Genomic DNA, 15,145 nt, shown 5'->3' with positions numbered 1-15,145 from the left:
AAAACCGCGTGCGATTATTTGCTCAGTTAAGCTGGTATTTTCGCCGGGAGTGGCAACGCTATCTCGGCGCAGTCGCCCTGCTTATTATCATTGCCGTTCTGCAGCTCATCCCGCCGAAAGTGGTGGGCTATGTCGTGGATGGCGTAACGGAACAACATTACACCAACGCACGGGTGATGATGTGGATCGGCACGCTGGTGCTGACGGCGGTGGTCGTCTATCTGCTGCGCTATGTCTGGCGCGTACTGCTGTTTGGCGCGTCCTATCAGCTGGCCGTGGAACTGCGGGAAGATTTTTACCGCCAGCTTAGCCGTCAGCACCCGGAATTTTATCTGCGCCACCGCACCGGGGACCTGATCGCCCGCGCCACTAACGATGTGGATCGCGTGGTCTTTGCCGCCGGGGAAGGGGTGCTGACCCTGGTGGATTCGCTGGTGATGGGCTGCGCGGTGCTGATTGTGATGTCCACGCAGATCAGCTGGCAGCTGACGCTGCTGGCTCTGTTGCCGATGCCGATTATGGCGCTGGCGATCAAACGCTACGGCGACCAGCTGCACCAGCGCTTCAAGCTGGCGCAGGCAGCCTTCTCCTCCCTTAACGACCGCACTCAGGAGAGTCTGACCAGTATCCGTATGATCAAAGCCTTCGGCCTGGAAGATCGCCAGTCGGCGCTGTTTGCTGCCGATGCCGCCGATACCGGGGCCAAAAACCTGCGCGTTGCCCGCATCGACGCCCGCTTTGATCCCACTATTTATATCGCCATTGGTACCGCCAACCTGCTGGCCATTGGCGGCGGCAGCTGGATGGTGATCAACGGTTCGCTGACGCTCGGGCAGCTGACCAGCTTTGCCATGTATCTGGGGCTGATGATCTGGCCGATGCTGGCGCTGGCCTGGATGTTCAATATCGTCGAGCGCGGTAGCGCGGCCTACAGCCGGATCCGCGACATGCTTGCTGAAGCGCCGGTCGTCAATGACGGCAGCGAGCCGGTGCCGACCGGGCGCGGTGAGCTGAATGTTGCTGTTCGCGTCTTTACCTATCCACAAACGGAGCAGGTGACGCTCGAAAACGTCAACTTCCGGTTGCAACCCGGACAGATGCTGGGCATTTGTGGCCCTACGGGGGCCGGAAAGAGCACCATCCTGTCGCTGATCCAGCGCCACTTTGATATTGACCAGGGCGAGATCCGCTTCCATGACATCCCCCTGACGCAGCTGCAGCTGGATAGCTGGCGCAGCCGGCTGGCGGTGGTAAGCCAGACGCCGTTCCTCTTCTCCGATACCGTCGCCAACAATATTGCGCTGGGGTGTCCACAAGCGACCCGGGAAGCGATCGAGCACGTCGCCCGTCTCGCCAGCGTACATGACGATATCCTGCGCCTGCCCCAGGGTTATGAAACCGAAGTGGGGGAGCGCGGCGTGATGCTCTCGGGCGGGCAGAAGCAACGTATTTCCATCGCCCGCGCGCTGCTGCTTAATGCCGAGATCCTGATCCTCGACGATGCCCTGTCTGCGGTAGATGGCCGTACCGAACACCAGATCCTGCATAACCTGCGCCAGTGGGGAGAAGGGCGCACGGTGATCATTAGCGCCCATCGTCTGTCGGCTCTGACCGAGGCGAGTGAAATTCTGGTGATGCAGCACGGGCATATTGCCCAGCGCGGGCAGCATGAACAGCTGGCAGACCAGCCGGGATGGTATCGCGATATGTATCGCTATCAACAACTGGAAGCGGCGCTGGATGACGTGCCGGACATAAACGAGGAGGCCACCGATGCGTAGTTTTTCCCAGCTGTGGCCCACCCTTAAACGCCTGCTGGCCTATGGCTCGCCATGGCGTAAACCGCTGTCGCTGGCAGTGGTGTTGCTGTGGATTGCGGCCATCGCCGAAGTCACCGGCCCGCTGCTGATCAGCTATTTCATCGACAACATGGTGGCAAAAAATTATCTCCCGCTCGGTCTGGTGACCGGCCTGGCGGTGGCCTATGTGGGCCTGCAGTTGCTGGCGGCCGGGCTGCACTACGCCCAGTCGCTGCTGTTTAACCAGGCCGCCGTTGGGGTGGTACAGCAGTTGCGTACCGACGTGATGGACGCCGCCCTGCGCCAGCCGCTGAGCGCGTTCGATACCCAGCCCGTCGGGCAGATCATCTCGCGCGTGACTAACGATACCGAAGTGATCCGCGATCTTTATGTCACGGTGGTCGCCACGGTGCTGCGCAGCGCCGCGCTGGTCGGTGCCATGCTGGTGGCGATGTTCAGCCTGGAGTGGCGAATGGCGCTGGTGGCGATGGCCATTTTCCCGGCGGTGATGATTGTGATGATCATCTACCAGCGCTACAGCACGCCCATTGTCCGTCGCGTGCGGACCTATCTGGCGGATATCAATGATGGTTTCAACGAAGTCATCAACGGCATGAGTGTTATCCAGCAGTTCCGTCAGCAGGCGCGCTTTGGCGAGCGGATGGGTGAGGCCAGCCGTTCACACTATATGGCCCGCATGCAGACGCTGCGGTTGGACGGCTTTCTCCTGCGCCCGCTGCTCAGCCTGTTTTCGGCCCTGGTGCTGTGCGGATTGTTGATGCAGTTTGGTTTTGCCGCACGCGGCACCATTGAGGTCGGGGTACTGTATGCCTTTATCAGCTACCTGGGCCGTCTTAACGAGCCGCTGATTGAGTTGACCACGCAGCAGTCGATGCTGCAGCAGGCGGTGGTTGCTGGCGAACGCGTCTTTGAACTGATGGACCGCCCGCGGCAGGCATATGGCGATGACGATCGTGACCTGCAAAGCGGCACCATTGAATTCGATAAGGTCTCCTTCGCCTATCGCGAGGATCGGCTGGTGTTGCAGGATATCGATCTGAAGGTGCCTTCCCGAAGCTTTGTCGCGCTGGTGGGCCATACCGGCAGCGGTAAAAGTACCCTCGCCAGCCTGCTGATGGGTTACTACCCGCTTACCGAAGGGGAAATTCGCCTCGACGGGCGTCCGCTCTCGACCCTGAGTCACGCCGTGCTGCGTAAAGGGGTGGCAATGGTGCAGCAGGATCCGGTGGTGCTGGCCGATACTTTCTACGCCAACGTGACGCTCGGGCGGCCGTTTAGCGAGGAGCAGGTGTGGGACGTGCTGGAGAAAGTCCAGTTGGCGGAGCTGGCGCGCGGCCTGCACGAGGGGATCCACACCCGGCTGGGCGAGCAGGGGAACAACCTATCCGTGGGGCAAAAACAACTCCTGGCTCTGGCCCGGGTGCTGATTGATACGCCTCAGGTGCTGATCCTTGATGAAGCTACAGCAAGCATCGATTCTGGCACTGAACAGGCGATTCAGCAGGCGCTGGCCGCGGTGCGGGACCAGACCACGCTGGTGGTTATCGCCCACCGCCTCTCGACCATTGTCGAGGCAGATACCATTCTGGTGCTTCATCGCGGCCAGGCCGTTGAGCGCGGCACCCATAAGCAACTGCTTGAGGCAAAAGGGCGTTACTGGCAAATGTATCAATTGCAGTTGGCCGGTGAAGAGCTGGCCGCCAGCACCCGCGAAGAGTCGCTAAGCGCCTGATGCACTAAAATTAAGCAAGTTACCAGCCGCTGAATCGGTTGGTGCAAAAATGAAACGCACCATGCACTGTCATGGTGCGTTTTTTTTCATATTCTCTCCGCCACGCCTCATCTTTCCTCTCTTTTCAATTCTGGCACACCCCTTGCAATACCTAATCAGTTCGCGAGCCATTACCGAATTCTGACTGGAGAGATATATGAAGCTGGTTACCGTGGTCATCAAACCATTCAAGCTCGAAGACGTGCGTGAAGCACTCTCTTCAATGGGTATTCAGGGACTGACCGTCACCGAGGTGAAAGGCTTTGGGCGACAGAAAGGTCATGCAGAGCTGTACCGTGGCGCCGAATACAGCGTCAACTTCCTGCCAAAAGTGAAGATTGACGTTGCGATCGCCGACGATCAGCTGGATGAAGTCATCGATGTGATTAGCAAAGCAGCCTATACCGGCAAAATTGGCGACGGCAAAATTTTCGTTGCTGAGCTGCAACGCGTTATTCGCATTCGTACAGGCGAAGCCGACGAAGCGGCACTGTAAAAAATCAGGCACACAGTGATAGGGATCGAGAAAATGAACACAACAACACTCAAAGCAGGTCTGGGGTCTCTGGCACTGCTGCCGGGGCTGGCAATGGCTGCACCGGCGGTGGCAGACAAAGCCGATAACGCCTTTATGATGATTTGCACCGCGCTGGTGCTATTTATGACCATTCCGGGGATTGCGCTGTTTTACGGCGGCCTGATCCGCGGTAAAAACGTCCTCTCCATGCTTACCCAGGTAACAGTGACCTTCGCTCTGGTGTGCGTCCTGTGGGTCGTCTACGGCTACTCGCTGGCCTTTGGTGAAGGCAACGCCTTCTTCGGCAGCTTTAACTGGGCGATGCTGAAAAATATCGAGCTGACCGCGGTGATGGGCAGCTTCTATCAGTACATTCACGTGGCATTCCAGGGCTCATTTGCCTGTATCACCGTCGGCCTGATTGTGGGGGCGCTGGCGGAACGTATTCGCTTCTCCGCGGTGTTGATCTTCGTGGTGGTGTGGCTGACTCTCTCCTATGTGCCGGTGGCGCATATGGTCTGGGGCGGTGGTCTGCTGGCCTCCCATGGCGCGCTGGACTTTGCGGGCGGTACCGTTGTGCACATCAACGCCGCGGTAGCGGGCCTGGTAGGCGCATACCTGATTGGCAAACGCGTCGGTTTTGGCAAAGAGGCCTTCAAACCGCACAACCTGCCGATGGTCTTTACCGGTACCGCGATCCTCTACTTCGGCTGGTTTGGCTTTAACGCCGGTTCCGCCAGTGCAGCAAACGAAATCGCGGCGCTGGCCTTCGTGAACACCGTGGTGGCAACGGCGGGCGCTATCCTCTCGTGGATCTTCGGCGAGTGGGCGGTACGCGGCAAGCCTTCCCTGCTGGGTGCCTGTTCCGGTGCAATTGCCGGTCTGGTGGGTATCACGCCGGCCTGTGGCTTTGTCGGTGTGGGCGGCGCGCTCATCATCGGTATCGTCGCGGGTCTGGCCGGTCTGTGGGGCGTCACTGCGCTGAAACGTGTTCTGCGTGTGGACGATCCTTGTGATGTGTTTGGCGTGCACGGCGTGTGCGGCATCATCGGCTGCATCATGACCGGCTTCTTTGCCTCTACCTCCCTGGGCGGCGTCGGCTACGCAGAAGGCGTGACCATGGGCCATCAGGTTCTGGTGCAGCTGGAAAGTATCGCTATTACGGTGGTCTGGTCTGGCGTAGTGGCCTTCATCGGCTACAAGCTGGCGGACATGACGGTGGGTCTGCGCGTACCAGAAGAGCAGGAGCGCGAAGGTCTGGACGTCAACAGCCACGGCGAGAATGCGTATAACGCTTAAGTAAAAGCAAACGGCAACCGAGAGGTTGCCGTTTTTGTATTTGCCCCCTCTCCCTGAGGGAGAGGGGCAGGGCATCAGCCCGCAGCTGTTATCCCCGGTTGCGCATTACCCCTTCCTGCACCGTAGAAGCGACCAGCACGCCATCCTGAGTATAAAACTCACCGCGAACAAACCCGCGAGCGCTCGACGCAGAGGTACTCTCCACGCTGTACAGCAGCCAGTCGTTCATATCAAACGGACGGTGGAACCACATCGAATGGTCGATGGTGGCAACCTGCATCCCTTTCTCAAGGAAGCCCACGCCATGAGGCTGTAGGGCAACTGGCAGGAAGTTGAAATCAGAGGCATAACCCAGCAGATACTGATGCACGCGGAAATCTTCCGGCACCGTTCCATTGGCGCGTATCCAGACCTGACGTGCCGGCTCGGCGGTATGGCCCTTCATCGGGTTATGGAACTCAACCGGGCGGATCTCCAGCGGCTTGTCGCAAAGAAACTTCTCTTTAACCTGCGGCGGCAGCAGATGTGCCAGCGCGCGGGCAATGTCCGTTTCAGAACGTAACGTATCCGGTGCCGGGGCAGGGGGCATCACTTTCTGATGCTCATACCCTGGCTCCGGTGCCTGGAATGACGCGGTCATATAGAAGATCGGCTTACCATTCTGCACAGCCGCCACGCGGCGGGCGCTGAAGCTGTTGCCGTCACGCAGGACTTCCACGTCATAGACGATCGGTTTCTGGCTATCGCCCGGGCGCAAAAAGTAGCTGTGAAAGGAGTGCACAAAGCGTTCTGCAGGTACTGTCTCTTTCGCTGCATAAAGGGCTTGCCCCACAACCTGACCGCCGAATACCTGGCGTAAGCCCAGATCTTCGCTTTGTCCCCGAAAGAGTCCTTCTTCAATTTTTTCCAGGTTTAATAATGTCAGCAGATTGCCTAGTGCCTGACTCATAGTCGTCCTCAATTAAAACGCCGTGGCGAAAGATAGAGAGAGTATAACGCAGAAAAGGAAGTGGTCCGATGGGTGCAATAATCTGAATAACAGGGAGATTCCAGGCATAAATAAGTGATGTGTGCCACACTTACTCTCGTTATGTTTATGTTAACCACTCATCTGGCGGTATCGATCCCGCTGGTGCATTGATGATAAGGAGAACTCAATGAAACTCGTGCACGTGTTAAGTGGTTTAGCGGTAGCGGTTGCTCTTTCTGCCTGCGCAGATAAAAGTGCAGATATACAGACGCCAGCGCCAAACCCAAACACTGCTGGTGTGGCAACTCAGCCGACTATTCAGCAGCCTAATGTATCCGGGACCATCTGGATCCGTCAGAAAGTAGCTTTGCCGCCGGATGCGGTATTAACCGTCACCCTGTCTGATGCTTCGCTGGCCGATTCACCATCAAAAGTGCTGGCGCAGCAGGCGACCCGTACTGAAGGTAAACAGGCCCCGTTCAAGTTTGAATTGCCGTTTAACCCGGCGGATGTGCAGCCAAACGCACGTATCCTGCTGAGCGCGGCGATCACCATTAACGATAAGGTTGTACTGATGACCGATATCGTCAAGCCGGTCATTAATCAGGGCGGTACAAAAGCCGATCTGGTGCTGGTGCCAGTACAGCAGACCTCGTTGCCGCTGCAGCCTGGCGGCGGTGCGCCAACAACTGTACCTTCCACCTCGCCAACTCAGGTTAGCCCGTCTACGGCTACCCCGGCACCTACCCAGCTTTAATGTTGCCAGCCCCTCTCGCCTGAGAGGGGCTTTTTAATACCGCCAGCGGTATTGTTGCAAATCGATCTGCCCACTGCCTGAAACCTGCACCCCTTCGCTGAGCAAGGCCTGACGCTGCCGCTGCAAATCGGGGCCGGTTAAAGAGATTGCCCCATGGCGGTTCACCACCCGATGCCAGGGCAGGGTACTCCCTTCCGGCAACCGTTTGAGAACGCCACCCACCTGCCGTGCTGCACGCGGGGAACCTGCCAGTCGTGCTACCTCACCATAAGTCGTGACGCTCCCTTCGGGAATCGAGGCCACTATCTGCCAGACCCGTTGGGGAAAAGTGTCGTGTTCGTCCATTTTTTTACTCCTGTGTTGAGAGCATGATAAAGATTCACCGCCAGGACAAGAAGAAAACGTGCACTCTGTAAACGCTTTGCGCAATAAAGCACCACCCGGACGCGGTTAACTTGCAATTGCGATCGGGTACAGTGATAATGCGCCAGCGCGTTGGTTATCAACGCTCTCAATGGAGGCTCTGTTGGTTCTCCCGCAACGCTACTCTGTTCACCAGGTCAGGTCCGGAAGGAAGCAGCCAGGGCAGACGACGTGTGTGCCGGGATGTAGCTGGCAGGGCCTCCACCCATTTCTGCCTCTGAAAACCTTTCAATTATCTTTATCCTTCACTCTTTTCATCTCTTACGCTCCGTATCGGTCCAATATCCATGGCAACAGTAAGTACATTATATATTTCTGAGTTGTCCTGTTTATTTCCTTAATTGTCATCATACTGAAATGTGGTTGTCATTATTCTGTCATAAATGTTGTGCAGGTTAAGTGTGACATTTTTATGATATATAAGCTGGCAATATATATCTGGATAATAATGATAACTTCGTGTATTAATTTAACAAATTGATGTCAAGGATGTAGCCACTATGACCACTGCCGTGCTGAATGTAAAAATTGACGAAGCGCTAAAAGAGAAGCTTCGTCACTACGCAGAAGTGAATAATGAGAATCTCAGCGTTACCACAGAGAAACTGCTGCAAATGGCATTTTCTGTAGCAGACGAGGCGGGAGTAACGGAAGAGGATATCGATAATCAACATACGGAAGAAGAGAGCGTAGCACCTTTTACTCCTAAAGAAATCAAAGCATTAAGAAAAATTCTGAAGAAGAAAAAATGAAACAACATCAGCAATCAACCGCCAGCAGCTACTCGGAAGCCTGTACGCTTCTGCGCTCTGGCTATGTCAAACATGTCCGCCTGGGCTGGGATGTTGGCAGTGATGAGTTCTTTCGAATTGCGTCTGACTGGTGCGATACCGGGGCTAAAATAAAGAAAGAAGGCGATAGTTTTGTTATTTCCCTTAAAGGTTTCCCTATCCCTGCTCAGCACTGACTTCTTCCCTGCTGAAAATGTCTGACTGTAATGATTACAGTCAGACATTTTTGAATCTCCCCGTCGGGGGAATTATTTGTGCGCCCGCTCACTTTTTTACGGTAATAAATATTACCGTTGCAGAACGTTATACAAAGGGGCGTTTGAATGCTCGCCCACTTTTATTCAGCGCCAGCCACAGCGGCTTGATCCGCATCAGCGCACTTTCCAGCTCCGCTGTCTCCAGCGAAAAGGGCATCCGCAGATAGCGGTCAAAGGACCCGGAAAGCCCAAAGCGCGTCCCGGTCCCCAGATGGATCCCTGCCGCTTCGGCGCGGGTGGCCAGCTGGGTTGCCAACATATCCGGCAGCTCCACCCAATAGGAAAGCCCACCTTCCGGCATTTGAAAACGCCATTCCGGGAAATGTTCACGCAGTAACGCCGCACAGCGATCCCGCCGCTCGCGCAGCATCTCCCGTCGGGCGGGTAAAAATGTGTCGCCATTTTCAATCAACCACAGGGTGGCCAGCTGTTCAAGCAGCGGCGATCCCAGATCGAGCGTATCGCGGGTTTGCGCCAGCGCCGCGATAGTGCGCGCTGGTGCACGCACCCAGCCCAGACGCAGGCCTCCCCAGAAACTTTTTCCCGCTGAGCCCAGGGTAATGACATTGCCGTTTGGGCAGAAGGAGGCCAGCGGCGGGGGCGGGGGCGCATCGAACCAGAGATCAACCATGGTTTCATCCACCACCAGCGTGGTGCGGACATGGGCGGCAATGGCGGCAATGGCCTCACGGCTGGTCGCATCCATGCAGCGGCCGGTGGGATTATGAAAGTCCGGCATCAGGTACGCCAGGCGCGGCGCAGTCTGGGCGAGGGTGGCGGCAAAGCCATCAATATCCCAGCCGGTCTGCGGCAGCGACACGCCAACCGGACGGCAGGAGGCACCCTGAATAGCAGCGATAGCCAGCGGATAGGTAGGGTGATCCACCACCACCCGATCGCCTGGGCCGGTGAACATCCGCAGCACCAGCGCCAGCCCGCTGACGGCCCCGTTAACCACCATCACCTCTTCTGGCCGGGTAGGCAGACCCCGTGACGTATAGCGCGCAGCGATGGCATCGCGCAGCGCCAGCAAGCCCAGTTGGTCGTAACCGGTTTGCGTCAGATGCTGCGTAATGGCGGTCAGGGCGTGGGTGTAAGCCTGATGGATCTCCGGCCCGGCACCCAGTGCGGCGGTAGAGAGATCCAGCGCCGCACTGGCGTTAGCGCGGGTAGGGGGCGTGCGGCTGTCGGGCAGGATCACCCGCGACCCGCTGCCATGGCGGCTTTCGAGGTAGCCTTCATCACGCAGGTGCGCAAGCGCGCTGCTGACGGTGGTACGGCTTACCGCCAGGGTTAAGGCCAGCTCGCGCTCGCCTGGCAGGCGCGTATCCAGCGCCAGCCTGCCATCAAGGATCAGCAGGCGTAGTGCATCGGCAAGCTGACGCCAAAGCGGGGTACGGGAGGTGTCCTGCTGCCAGTGGCCTAACAGGCGAACTAATGACTGGCTTCCAAATCGACGCGATGACATAAGCAGTCCACTTTTTCAAAACTGGACATTAATCATAGTGCCATTTCAGGTGATGATGAAAGTCGAGATAACCGGAGAAAGATTATGCTGCGTCGATTACTTCAGCTTTACGTCGGATTAAGCCTGTATGGCCTGTCAACGGCGATGTTTATACGTTCGGATCTGGGTGCCGATCCGTGGAATGTCTTCCACCTTGGGGTGGCTAAACTGCTGGCAATGGATATTGGCACAGTCATTATTCTCACCGGCGTGCTGGTGCTACTGCTGTGGATCCCGCTGCGACAGCGCCCCGGCCTCGGCACCATCAGTAACGTGATTGCCATTGGTCTGGCCGCCGATGTCGCGCTAAGGTTCATTCCGGCTATCGACTCCCTGATGGTGCGCAGCCTGTTGCTGGTCAGCGCGGTGATCGTCAATGCGCTGGCGACCGGCATGTACATTGGCGCCGGGTTTGGTGCCGGGCCGCGCGACGGCCTGATGACCGGGATCAACGCCCGCACCGGCTGGTCGGTTCGCAGCGTGCGCACGGCGATTGAGGTGTCAGTCCTGCTGACAGGATGCGTGCTGGGGGGCACGTTTGGCGTGGGAACCGTGCTCTATGCCTTAAGCATCGGCCCGCTGATCCAGATCTGCCTGCCGTGGTTTCGTCAGAAGCCGCGTATGTTAGCCCCGCAGCCTGAGCGCGTTGTTTGATTTTGCGAAGCGCTCACATGCTTTGTGCGGTGGGTTATGACAAAATACGTGCATCACTCCTTGCAACGCGACGCGCATGAAAGCCATAACCCTTTACGACGTTGCCCGCCTGGCGGGCGTTTCCTATCAGACCGTCTCACGTGTCATTAATGATGCGGCGCATGTCTCTGCCCGGACCCGGGAGAAAGTACAGCAGGCAATGGCCGAACTGCACTATGTCCCCAACCGCGGGGCACAGCAGCTGGCCGGGAAACGCACCCGCACCCTGGGGCTGATCACCACCGATCTGGCCCTGCATGCCCCCTCGCAGATTGCTTCTGCGGTCAAGACCCGTGCAGGCGAGCGCGGGGCGAGCGTGTTGATCTCGATGGTCGAACATCCGCAGCAGTGCCTGGCGGCGGTCCAGGAGCTACTGGCGCAGCGCGTAGAGGGACTGCTGGTTAACGTGCCGCTGGAGGACGAACAGGCAGAAAGCCTCCAGGCGCAGGCCGTTCCGGTGCCGGTGCTCTTTCTTGATGTCTCGCCCACTGCCCGGGTGCACAGCCTGGTGTTTGATGCCGGACAGGGGGCAGCCCTTGGCGCGCAGCATCTGCTGGCGCTGGGCCATCAGCGGATCGCCCTGCTCGGTGGGCCGCAACGTTCTGTGTCGGCGCGTGCGCGCCTGGCGGGTTGGTTGTCGACGCTGGCGACGGCGGGGGTGGAACCCTGTGCCATCGCCGAGGGCGACTGGAGCGCCGCCTCGGGTTACGAGAAAGGCCATCAGCTGCTGGCGGGTGCCATGCTTCCGCAGGCGATCCTGGTGGCTAATGACCAGATGGCGCTCGGTGTAATGCGCGCCTGCGCCGATAAGGGCATTAGCGTTCCGGGCCAGCTCTCGGTAGTCGGGTTTGACGATACCACCGACAGCGCATGGTTTACCCCGCCGCTGACCACCATTCGTCAGGCCTTCCGCGAGGCGGGGTTGCGCAGCGTAGAGTGGCTGCTGGCGCAGCAGGGCATCGTCGGGCAGGCACCTGCGCAAACCCGTCTTCCGGTATCCCTGATCGAACGTCACTCCACCGCCCGGGAAGGGATCCCGCAGAGCAGTGAAGAGCTGGCCCAGCAGCTAAAATCGCTGGCTGTACTGGCTGAACAACTGGCGCGCCGATAACGCTTTTGTGATCCCCATCGCTTCATGACGCTCTCCCGCTTTACCCTGTTCCCCCGACAGGGCATTGTAGTTTGAAAATTGTGAGCGCTTCGCAAAAGAGGTAACTATGTCCCATTCTGATCCGCTGACTCTCAGCGCACTTCTCGCCCGCCGTGACTGGGAAAACCCCGGCGTCACGCAATGGAATCGCCTCCCTGCCCATGTGCCGCTCAGCGGCTGGCGTGACGAGCAGGCGGCGCGGGAGGAGGGTGATTCACCTGCCGTTCGCTCGCTGAACGGTGACTGGAAATTTAGCTTCTTTGCCGCGCCAGAGCGCGTTCCCGATAGCTGGACGCAGGAAGATTGTGCGGATGCGGTGATCATGCCCGTTCCCTCCAACTGGCAGATGCAGGGCTTCGATACCCCGATCTACACCAACGTGACCTATCCCATTGCGGTGAATCCGCCGTTTGTACCGGCAGAGAATCCAACCGGTTGTTACTCGCTCACATTCGATATGGATGCCAGCTGGCTGGAGAGCGGCATGACGCGGCTGGTATTTGAAGGCGTCAACTCGGCCTTTTACCTGTGGTGCAACGGACAGTGGGTCGGCTATTCCCAGGACAGCCGTCTGCCCGCGGAATTTGATATTTCCGCTTTCTTGCGCCCGGGCAGCAATCGACTGGCGGTGATGGTGCTTCGCTGGTGTGACGGCAGCTACCTTGAAGATCAGGATATGTGGCGCATGAGCGGCATCTTCCGCGATGTCACCCTGCTGCACAAACCCGACACCCATATTGCCGATTACCATGTGGTCACCGAACTGAACGCCGATTATGATCGCGCTCAACTCCAGCTTGGACTGACCCTCGGGGGAGCCGACTACGCGAACTGCAAGATCGACGTGAATCTGTGGCGGGCAGGGGAGTGTATCGCCAGCGCAACCGGTACGCCCGGCTCGGCCATTGTTGATGAGCGTGGTCACTGGCAGGAGAGAGTGAATGTCTCCCTCAGGGTGGATCAACCGGCCCTGTGGAGCGCTGAAATCCCCGCCCTTTACCGGTTAACCCTCGTGCTGCGCGACGAGAAGGGCCAGGTGCTGGACGTTGAAGCCTGCGATGTCGGTTTTCGTCGGGTCGAAATCAGCAACGGTCTGCTGAAGCTCAACGGTAAGCCGCTGCTGATCCGCGGTGTTAACCGCCACGAACATCACCCTGAGCACGGGCAGGTGATGGACGAAGCCACCATGCGCCGCGACATTGCGTTGATGAAGCAGCATAACTTTAACGCCGTGCGCTGTTCGCACTATCCTAACCACCCGCTATGGTATCGCCTGTGCGACCGCTACGGGCTGTACGTGGTGGATGAAGCCAATATCGAAACCCACGGCATGGTGCCGATGAGCCGTCTGGCCGACGATCCGCGCTGGCTGCCTGCCATGAGCGAGCGCGTTACCCGCATGGTGCAGCGCGATCGTAATCACCCGTCGATTATCATCTGGTCGCTGGGCAATGAGTCCGGTCACGGCGCTAACCACGATGCCCTTTACCGCTGGGTGAAGGCGACGGATCCGACCCGTCCGGTGCAATATGAGGGCGGCGGGGCCAACACCGCTGCAACTGACATTGTTTGCCCGATGTATGCCCGCGTCGATCAGGATCAGCCCTTCCCGGCGGTACCGAAATGGTCGCTTAAGAAGTGGATCGGCATGCCGGACGAGACACGTCCGCTGATCCTTTGCGAATACGCCCACGCGATGGGCAACAGCTTTGGCGGTTTCGCTAAATACTGGGAGGCTTTCCGCAAGCATCCTCGTCTGCAGGGCGGTTTCGTCTGGGACTGGGTGGACCAGGCGCTGACGAAGCATGACGAACAGGGCAACCCTTTCTGGGCCTACGGCGGCGACTTTGGCGATAAACCCAACGACCGCCAGTTCTGTATGAACGGGTTAGTCTTCCCCGATCGCACGCCGCATCCGGCTCTGTATGAGGCCCAGCGCGCCCAGCAATTCTTTACCTTTACCCTGGTGAGTCATTCCCCGCTGGTGGTGGAGGTACAGAGCGATTATCTCTTCCGCAATACCGACAACGAGCATCTGCGCTGGTCAGTGCTGCGTAATGGCGAGGTGCTGGCCTCTGAGGTGGTGGCGCTTAACATCCCGGCGCAAGGTACGCAACGACTGGAGATCGCGTTGCCGCAGGGCACACCGGCAGAGGGTGAACTGTGGCTGAATGTGGATGTGTTCCAGCCCGCGGCCACGCCGTGGTCTGCGGAAAATCATCTCTGTGCCTGGGATCAATGGCCGCTGCCGGTCCCGTTACTTGTCGCACCAACGAAAGCTGGTGGGGTGGCACCACAGCTCATGCGCGAAGATGACGCGCTGGTGGTAACCCATCAACAGCAGCGCTGGCAGTTTAACCGCGCCACCGGTGATCTGACCCAGTGGTGGCGGCAGGGGGAGACGACGCTGCTCGCGCCGCTGACCGACAACTTTACCCGCGCCCCGCTGGATAACGATATCGGCGTCAGTGAAGCGACCCGTATCGATCCCAATGCCTGGGTGGAACGCTGGAAGGCGGCGGGGATGTACAGTCTGACGCCGCGTCTTTTGCAGTGCGACGGCGAGCAGCTGGCGCAGGCGGTGGCGATCACCACCCTGCATGCCTGGGAGCATGACAACCAGGTGCTATTCCTGAGCCGCAAATGCTGGCGCATCGACAGCCAGGGTGTACTGTATGGCGATATTGAGGTGCAGGTGGCGAGCGACATACCGGAGCCGGCGCGTATCGGGCTGAGCTGTCAGCTGGCGCAGGTGCCACAGAGCGTGAACTGGTGTGGGCTTGGGCCTTATGAAAACTATCCGGATCGCAAACTTGCCGCCCGGCAGGGCCGCTGGGAGTTGCCGCTTGCGGCGCTGCATACGCCCTATATTTTCCCGACCGAAAACGGCCTGCGCTGCAATACCCGGCAACTGACGCTGGGGCAGCATCAGCTGGATGGCGATTTCCACTTTGGGGTGAGCCGTTACAGCCAGACGCAGCTGCGCGAGACCTCCCATCACCATCTGTTACGGGAAGAGCCTGGCTGCTGGCTGAACCTGGATGCGTTTCATATGGGCGTTGGGGGCGACGACTCCTGGAGCCCGAGCGTGTCGCCGGAATTTATCCTGCAGGAGAAAAAGGTACGTTACGCCTTTAGCTGGCAACAGAACTAAACTTAATCGCTGATGCGGTCACACCATGTGGCCGCA

The 15,145-nt window shown here is 58.5% G+C and carries 13 protein-coding genes and 1 other RNA gene; 11 read left to right on the top strand and 3 right to left on the bottom strand.

Annotated elements, in window-relative coordinates:
- Positions 1 to 8: 8 nt before the first annotated feature.
- From C3F35_RS06505 to amtB, 4 genes are all read left to right on the top strand, one after another.
- Positions 9 to 1,781 carry a SmdA family multidrug ABC transporter permease/ATP-binding protein gene (locus tag C3F35_RS06505; protein ID WP_103791836.1) on the top strand — a complete coding sequence of 591 codons (1,773 nt, stop codon included), beginning with the start codon at positions 9 to 11 and terminating at the stop codon, positions 1,779 to 1,781.
- Positions 1,774 to 3,552 (top strand): SmdB family multidrug efflux ABC transporter permease/ATP-binding protein, encoded by a 1,779-nt coding sequence (locus tag C3F35_RS06500; protein ID WP_032616848.1) that lies wholly within the window; start codon positions 1,774 to 1,776, stop codon positions 3,550 to 3,552. Before C3F35_RS06505 ends, C3F35_RS06500 begins: the two co-directional genes overlap by 8 nt.
- Before the next feature lie 196 nt (positions 3,553 to 3,748).
- Positions 3,749 to 4,087: a P-II family nitrogen regulator gene (gene glnK, locus C3F35_RS06495; RefSeq protein ID WP_032616849.1), complete on the top strand. Its 339-nt coding sequence runs from the start codon at positions 3,749 to 3,751 to the stop codon at positions 4,085 to 4,087.
- A gap of 33 nt (positions 4,088 to 4,120) precedes the next feature.
- Positions 4,121 to 5,407, top strand: a complete 1,287-nt coding sequence (gene amtB / locus C3F35_RS06490) for an ammonium transporter AmtB (protein WP_032616850.1) — start codon at positions 4,121 to 4,123, stop codon at positions 5,405 to 5,407.
- A gap of 88 nt (positions 5,408 to 5,495) precedes the next feature.
- On the opposite strand, the gene tesB is transcribed toward amtB, so the two are convergent.
- Positions 5,496 to 6,356 carry an acyl-CoA thioesterase II gene (tesB, locus tag C3F35_RS06485; RefSeq protein WP_032616851.1) on the bottom strand — a complete coding sequence of 287 codons (861 nt, stop codon included), beginning with the start codon at positions 6,354 to 6,356 and terminating at the stop codon, positions 5,496 to 5,498.
- Between the two features lie 208 nt (positions 6,357 to 6,564).
- Between tesB and C3F35_RS06480 the strand changes: the two genes are divergently transcribed.
- Complete coding sequence (locus C3F35_RS06480; RefSeq protein WP_032616852.1) at positions 6,565 to 7,134, top strand: YbaY family lipoprotein; 570 nt, start codon at positions 6,565 to 6,567, stop codon at positions 7,132 to 7,134.
- A gap of 33 nt (positions 7,135 to 7,167) precedes the next feature.
- On the opposite strand, the gene C3F35_RS06475 is transcribed toward C3F35_RS06480, so the two are convergent.
- Positions 7,168 to 7,479 (bottom strand): MGMT family protein, encoded by a 312-nt coding sequence (locus C3F35_RS06475; protein ID WP_032616853.1) that lies wholly within the window; start codon positions 7,477 to 7,479, stop codon positions 7,168 to 7,170.
- A 179-nt stretch (positions 7,480 to 7,658) separates the two neighbouring features.
- Between C3F35_RS06475 and ffs the strand changes: the two genes are divergently transcribed.
- The 3 genes from ffs (at position 7,659) to C3F35_RS06460 (ending at position 8,524) form a co-directional block, all read left to right on the top strand.
- An RNA gene (gene ffs, locus C3F35_RS06470) (signal recognition particle sRNA small type) lies at positions 7,659 to 7,755 on the top strand.
- 302 nt (positions 7,756 to 8,057) lie between these two features.
- Entirely contained in the window at positions 8,058 to 8,309 is a 252-nt protein-coding gene (locus C3F35_RS06465; RefSeq protein WP_032616854.1) for a hypothetical protein, read from the top strand.
- Entirely contained in the window at positions 8,306 to 8,524 is a 219-nt protein-coding gene (locus tag C3F35_RS06460; RefSeq protein WP_032616855.1) for a hypothetical protein, read from the top strand. The genes C3F35_RS06465 and C3F35_RS06460 overlap by 4 nt, the downstream gene beginning before the upstream one ends.
- 127 nt (positions 8,525 to 8,651) lie before the next feature.
- On the opposite strand, the gene yczR is transcribed toward C3F35_RS06460, so the two are convergent.
- The gene (gene yczR, locus C3F35_RS06455; protein WP_103791837.1) at positions 8,652 to 10,073 is read right to left on the bottom strand and encodes a MocR-like transcription factor YczR; all 1,422 of its coding nucleotides are present in this window, start codon (positions 10,071 to 10,073) and stop codon (positions 8,652 to 8,654) included.
- An 84-nt stretch (positions 10,074 to 10,157) separates the two neighbouring features.
- Between yczR and yczE the strand changes: the two genes are divergently transcribed.
- The 3 genes from yczE to C3F35_RS06440 all read left to right on the top strand — a co-directional run bounded on the left by yczE (position 10,158) and on the right by C3F35_RS06440 (position 15,109).
- Positions 10,158 to 10,766 (top strand): membrane protein YczE, encoded by a 609-nt coding sequence (yczE, locus tag C3F35_RS06450; protein ID WP_032616857.1) that lies wholly within the window; start codon positions 10,158 to 10,160, stop codon positions 10,764 to 10,766.
- A 76-nt stretch (positions 10,767 to 10,842) separates the two neighbouring features.
- On the top strand, positions 10,843 to 11,916 hold the full coding sequence (locus C3F35_RS06445) for a LacI family DNA-binding transcriptional regulator (RefSeq protein WP_103791838.1): 1,074 nt from the start codon (positions 10,843 to 10,845) through the stop codon (positions 11,914 to 11,916).
- A 106-nt stretch (positions 11,917 to 12,022) separates the two neighbouring features.
- Positions 12,023 to 15,109 carry a beta-galactosidase gene (locus C3F35_RS06440; protein WP_103791839.1) on the top strand — a complete coding sequence of 1,029 codons (3,087 nt, stop codon included), beginning with the start codon at positions 12,023 to 12,025 and terminating at the stop codon, positions 15,107 to 15,109.
- Positions 15,110 to 15,145 lie beyond the last annotated feature (36 nt).

Source organism: Leclercia sp. LSNIH3, assembly GCF_002935105.1.
Lineage (GTDB): Bacteria > Pseudomonadota > Gammaproteobacteria > Enterobacterales > Enterobacteriaceae > Enterobacter > Enterobacter adecarboxylatus.
This window is presented reverse-complemented; position numbering and strand designations above follow the sequence as displayed.

Bases quoted from the DNA above. Each gene is read 5' to 3' on its own strand.
- C3F35_RS06500 (WP_032616848.1), top strand. From the start codon at position 1,774: ATGCGTAGTTTTTCCCAGCTGTGGCCCACCCTTAAACGCCTGCTGGCC.
- glnK (WP_032616849.1), top strand. From the start codon at position 3,749: ATGAAGCTGGTTACCGTGGTCATCAAACCATTCAAGCTCGAAGACGTG.
- amtB (WP_032616850.1), top strand. From the start codon at position 4,121: ATGAACACAACAACACTCAAAGCAGGTCTGGGGTCTCTGGCACTGCTG.
- tesB (WP_032616851.1), bottom strand. From the start codon at position 6,356: ATGAGTCAGGCACTAGGCAATCTGCTGACATTATTAAACCTGGAAAAA.
- C3F35_RS06480 (WP_032616852.1), top strand. From the start codon at position 6,565: ATGAAACTCGTGCACGTGTTAAGTGGTTTAGCGGTAGCGGTTGCTCTT.
- C3F35_RS06475 (WP_032616853.1), bottom strand. From the start codon at position 7,479: ATGGACGAACACGACACTTTTCCCCAACGGGTCTGGCAGATAGTGGCC.
- C3F35_RS06465 (WP_032616854.1), top strand. From the start codon at position 8,058: ATGACCACTGCCGTGCTGAATGTAAAAATTGACGAAGCGCTAAAAGAG.
- C3F35_RS06460 (WP_032616855.1), top strand. From the start codon at position 8,306: ATGAAACAACATCAGCAATCAACCGCCAGCAGCTACTCGGAAGCCTGT.
- yczR (WP_103791837.1), bottom strand. From the start codon at position 10,073: ATGTCATCGCGTCGATTTGGAAGCCAGTCATTAGTTCGCCTGTTAGGC.
- yczE (WP_032616857.1), top strand. From the start codon at position 10,158: ATGCTGCGTCGATTACTTCAGCTTTACGTCGGATTAAGCCTGTATGGC.
- C3F35_RS06445 (WP_103791838.1), top strand. From the start codon at position 10,843: ATGAAAGCCATAACCCTTTACGACGTTGCCCGCCTGGCGGGCGTTTCC.
- C3F35_RS06440 (WP_103791839.1), top strand. From the start codon at position 12,023: ATGTCCCATTCTGATCCGCTGACTCTCAGCGCACTTCTCGCCCGCCGT.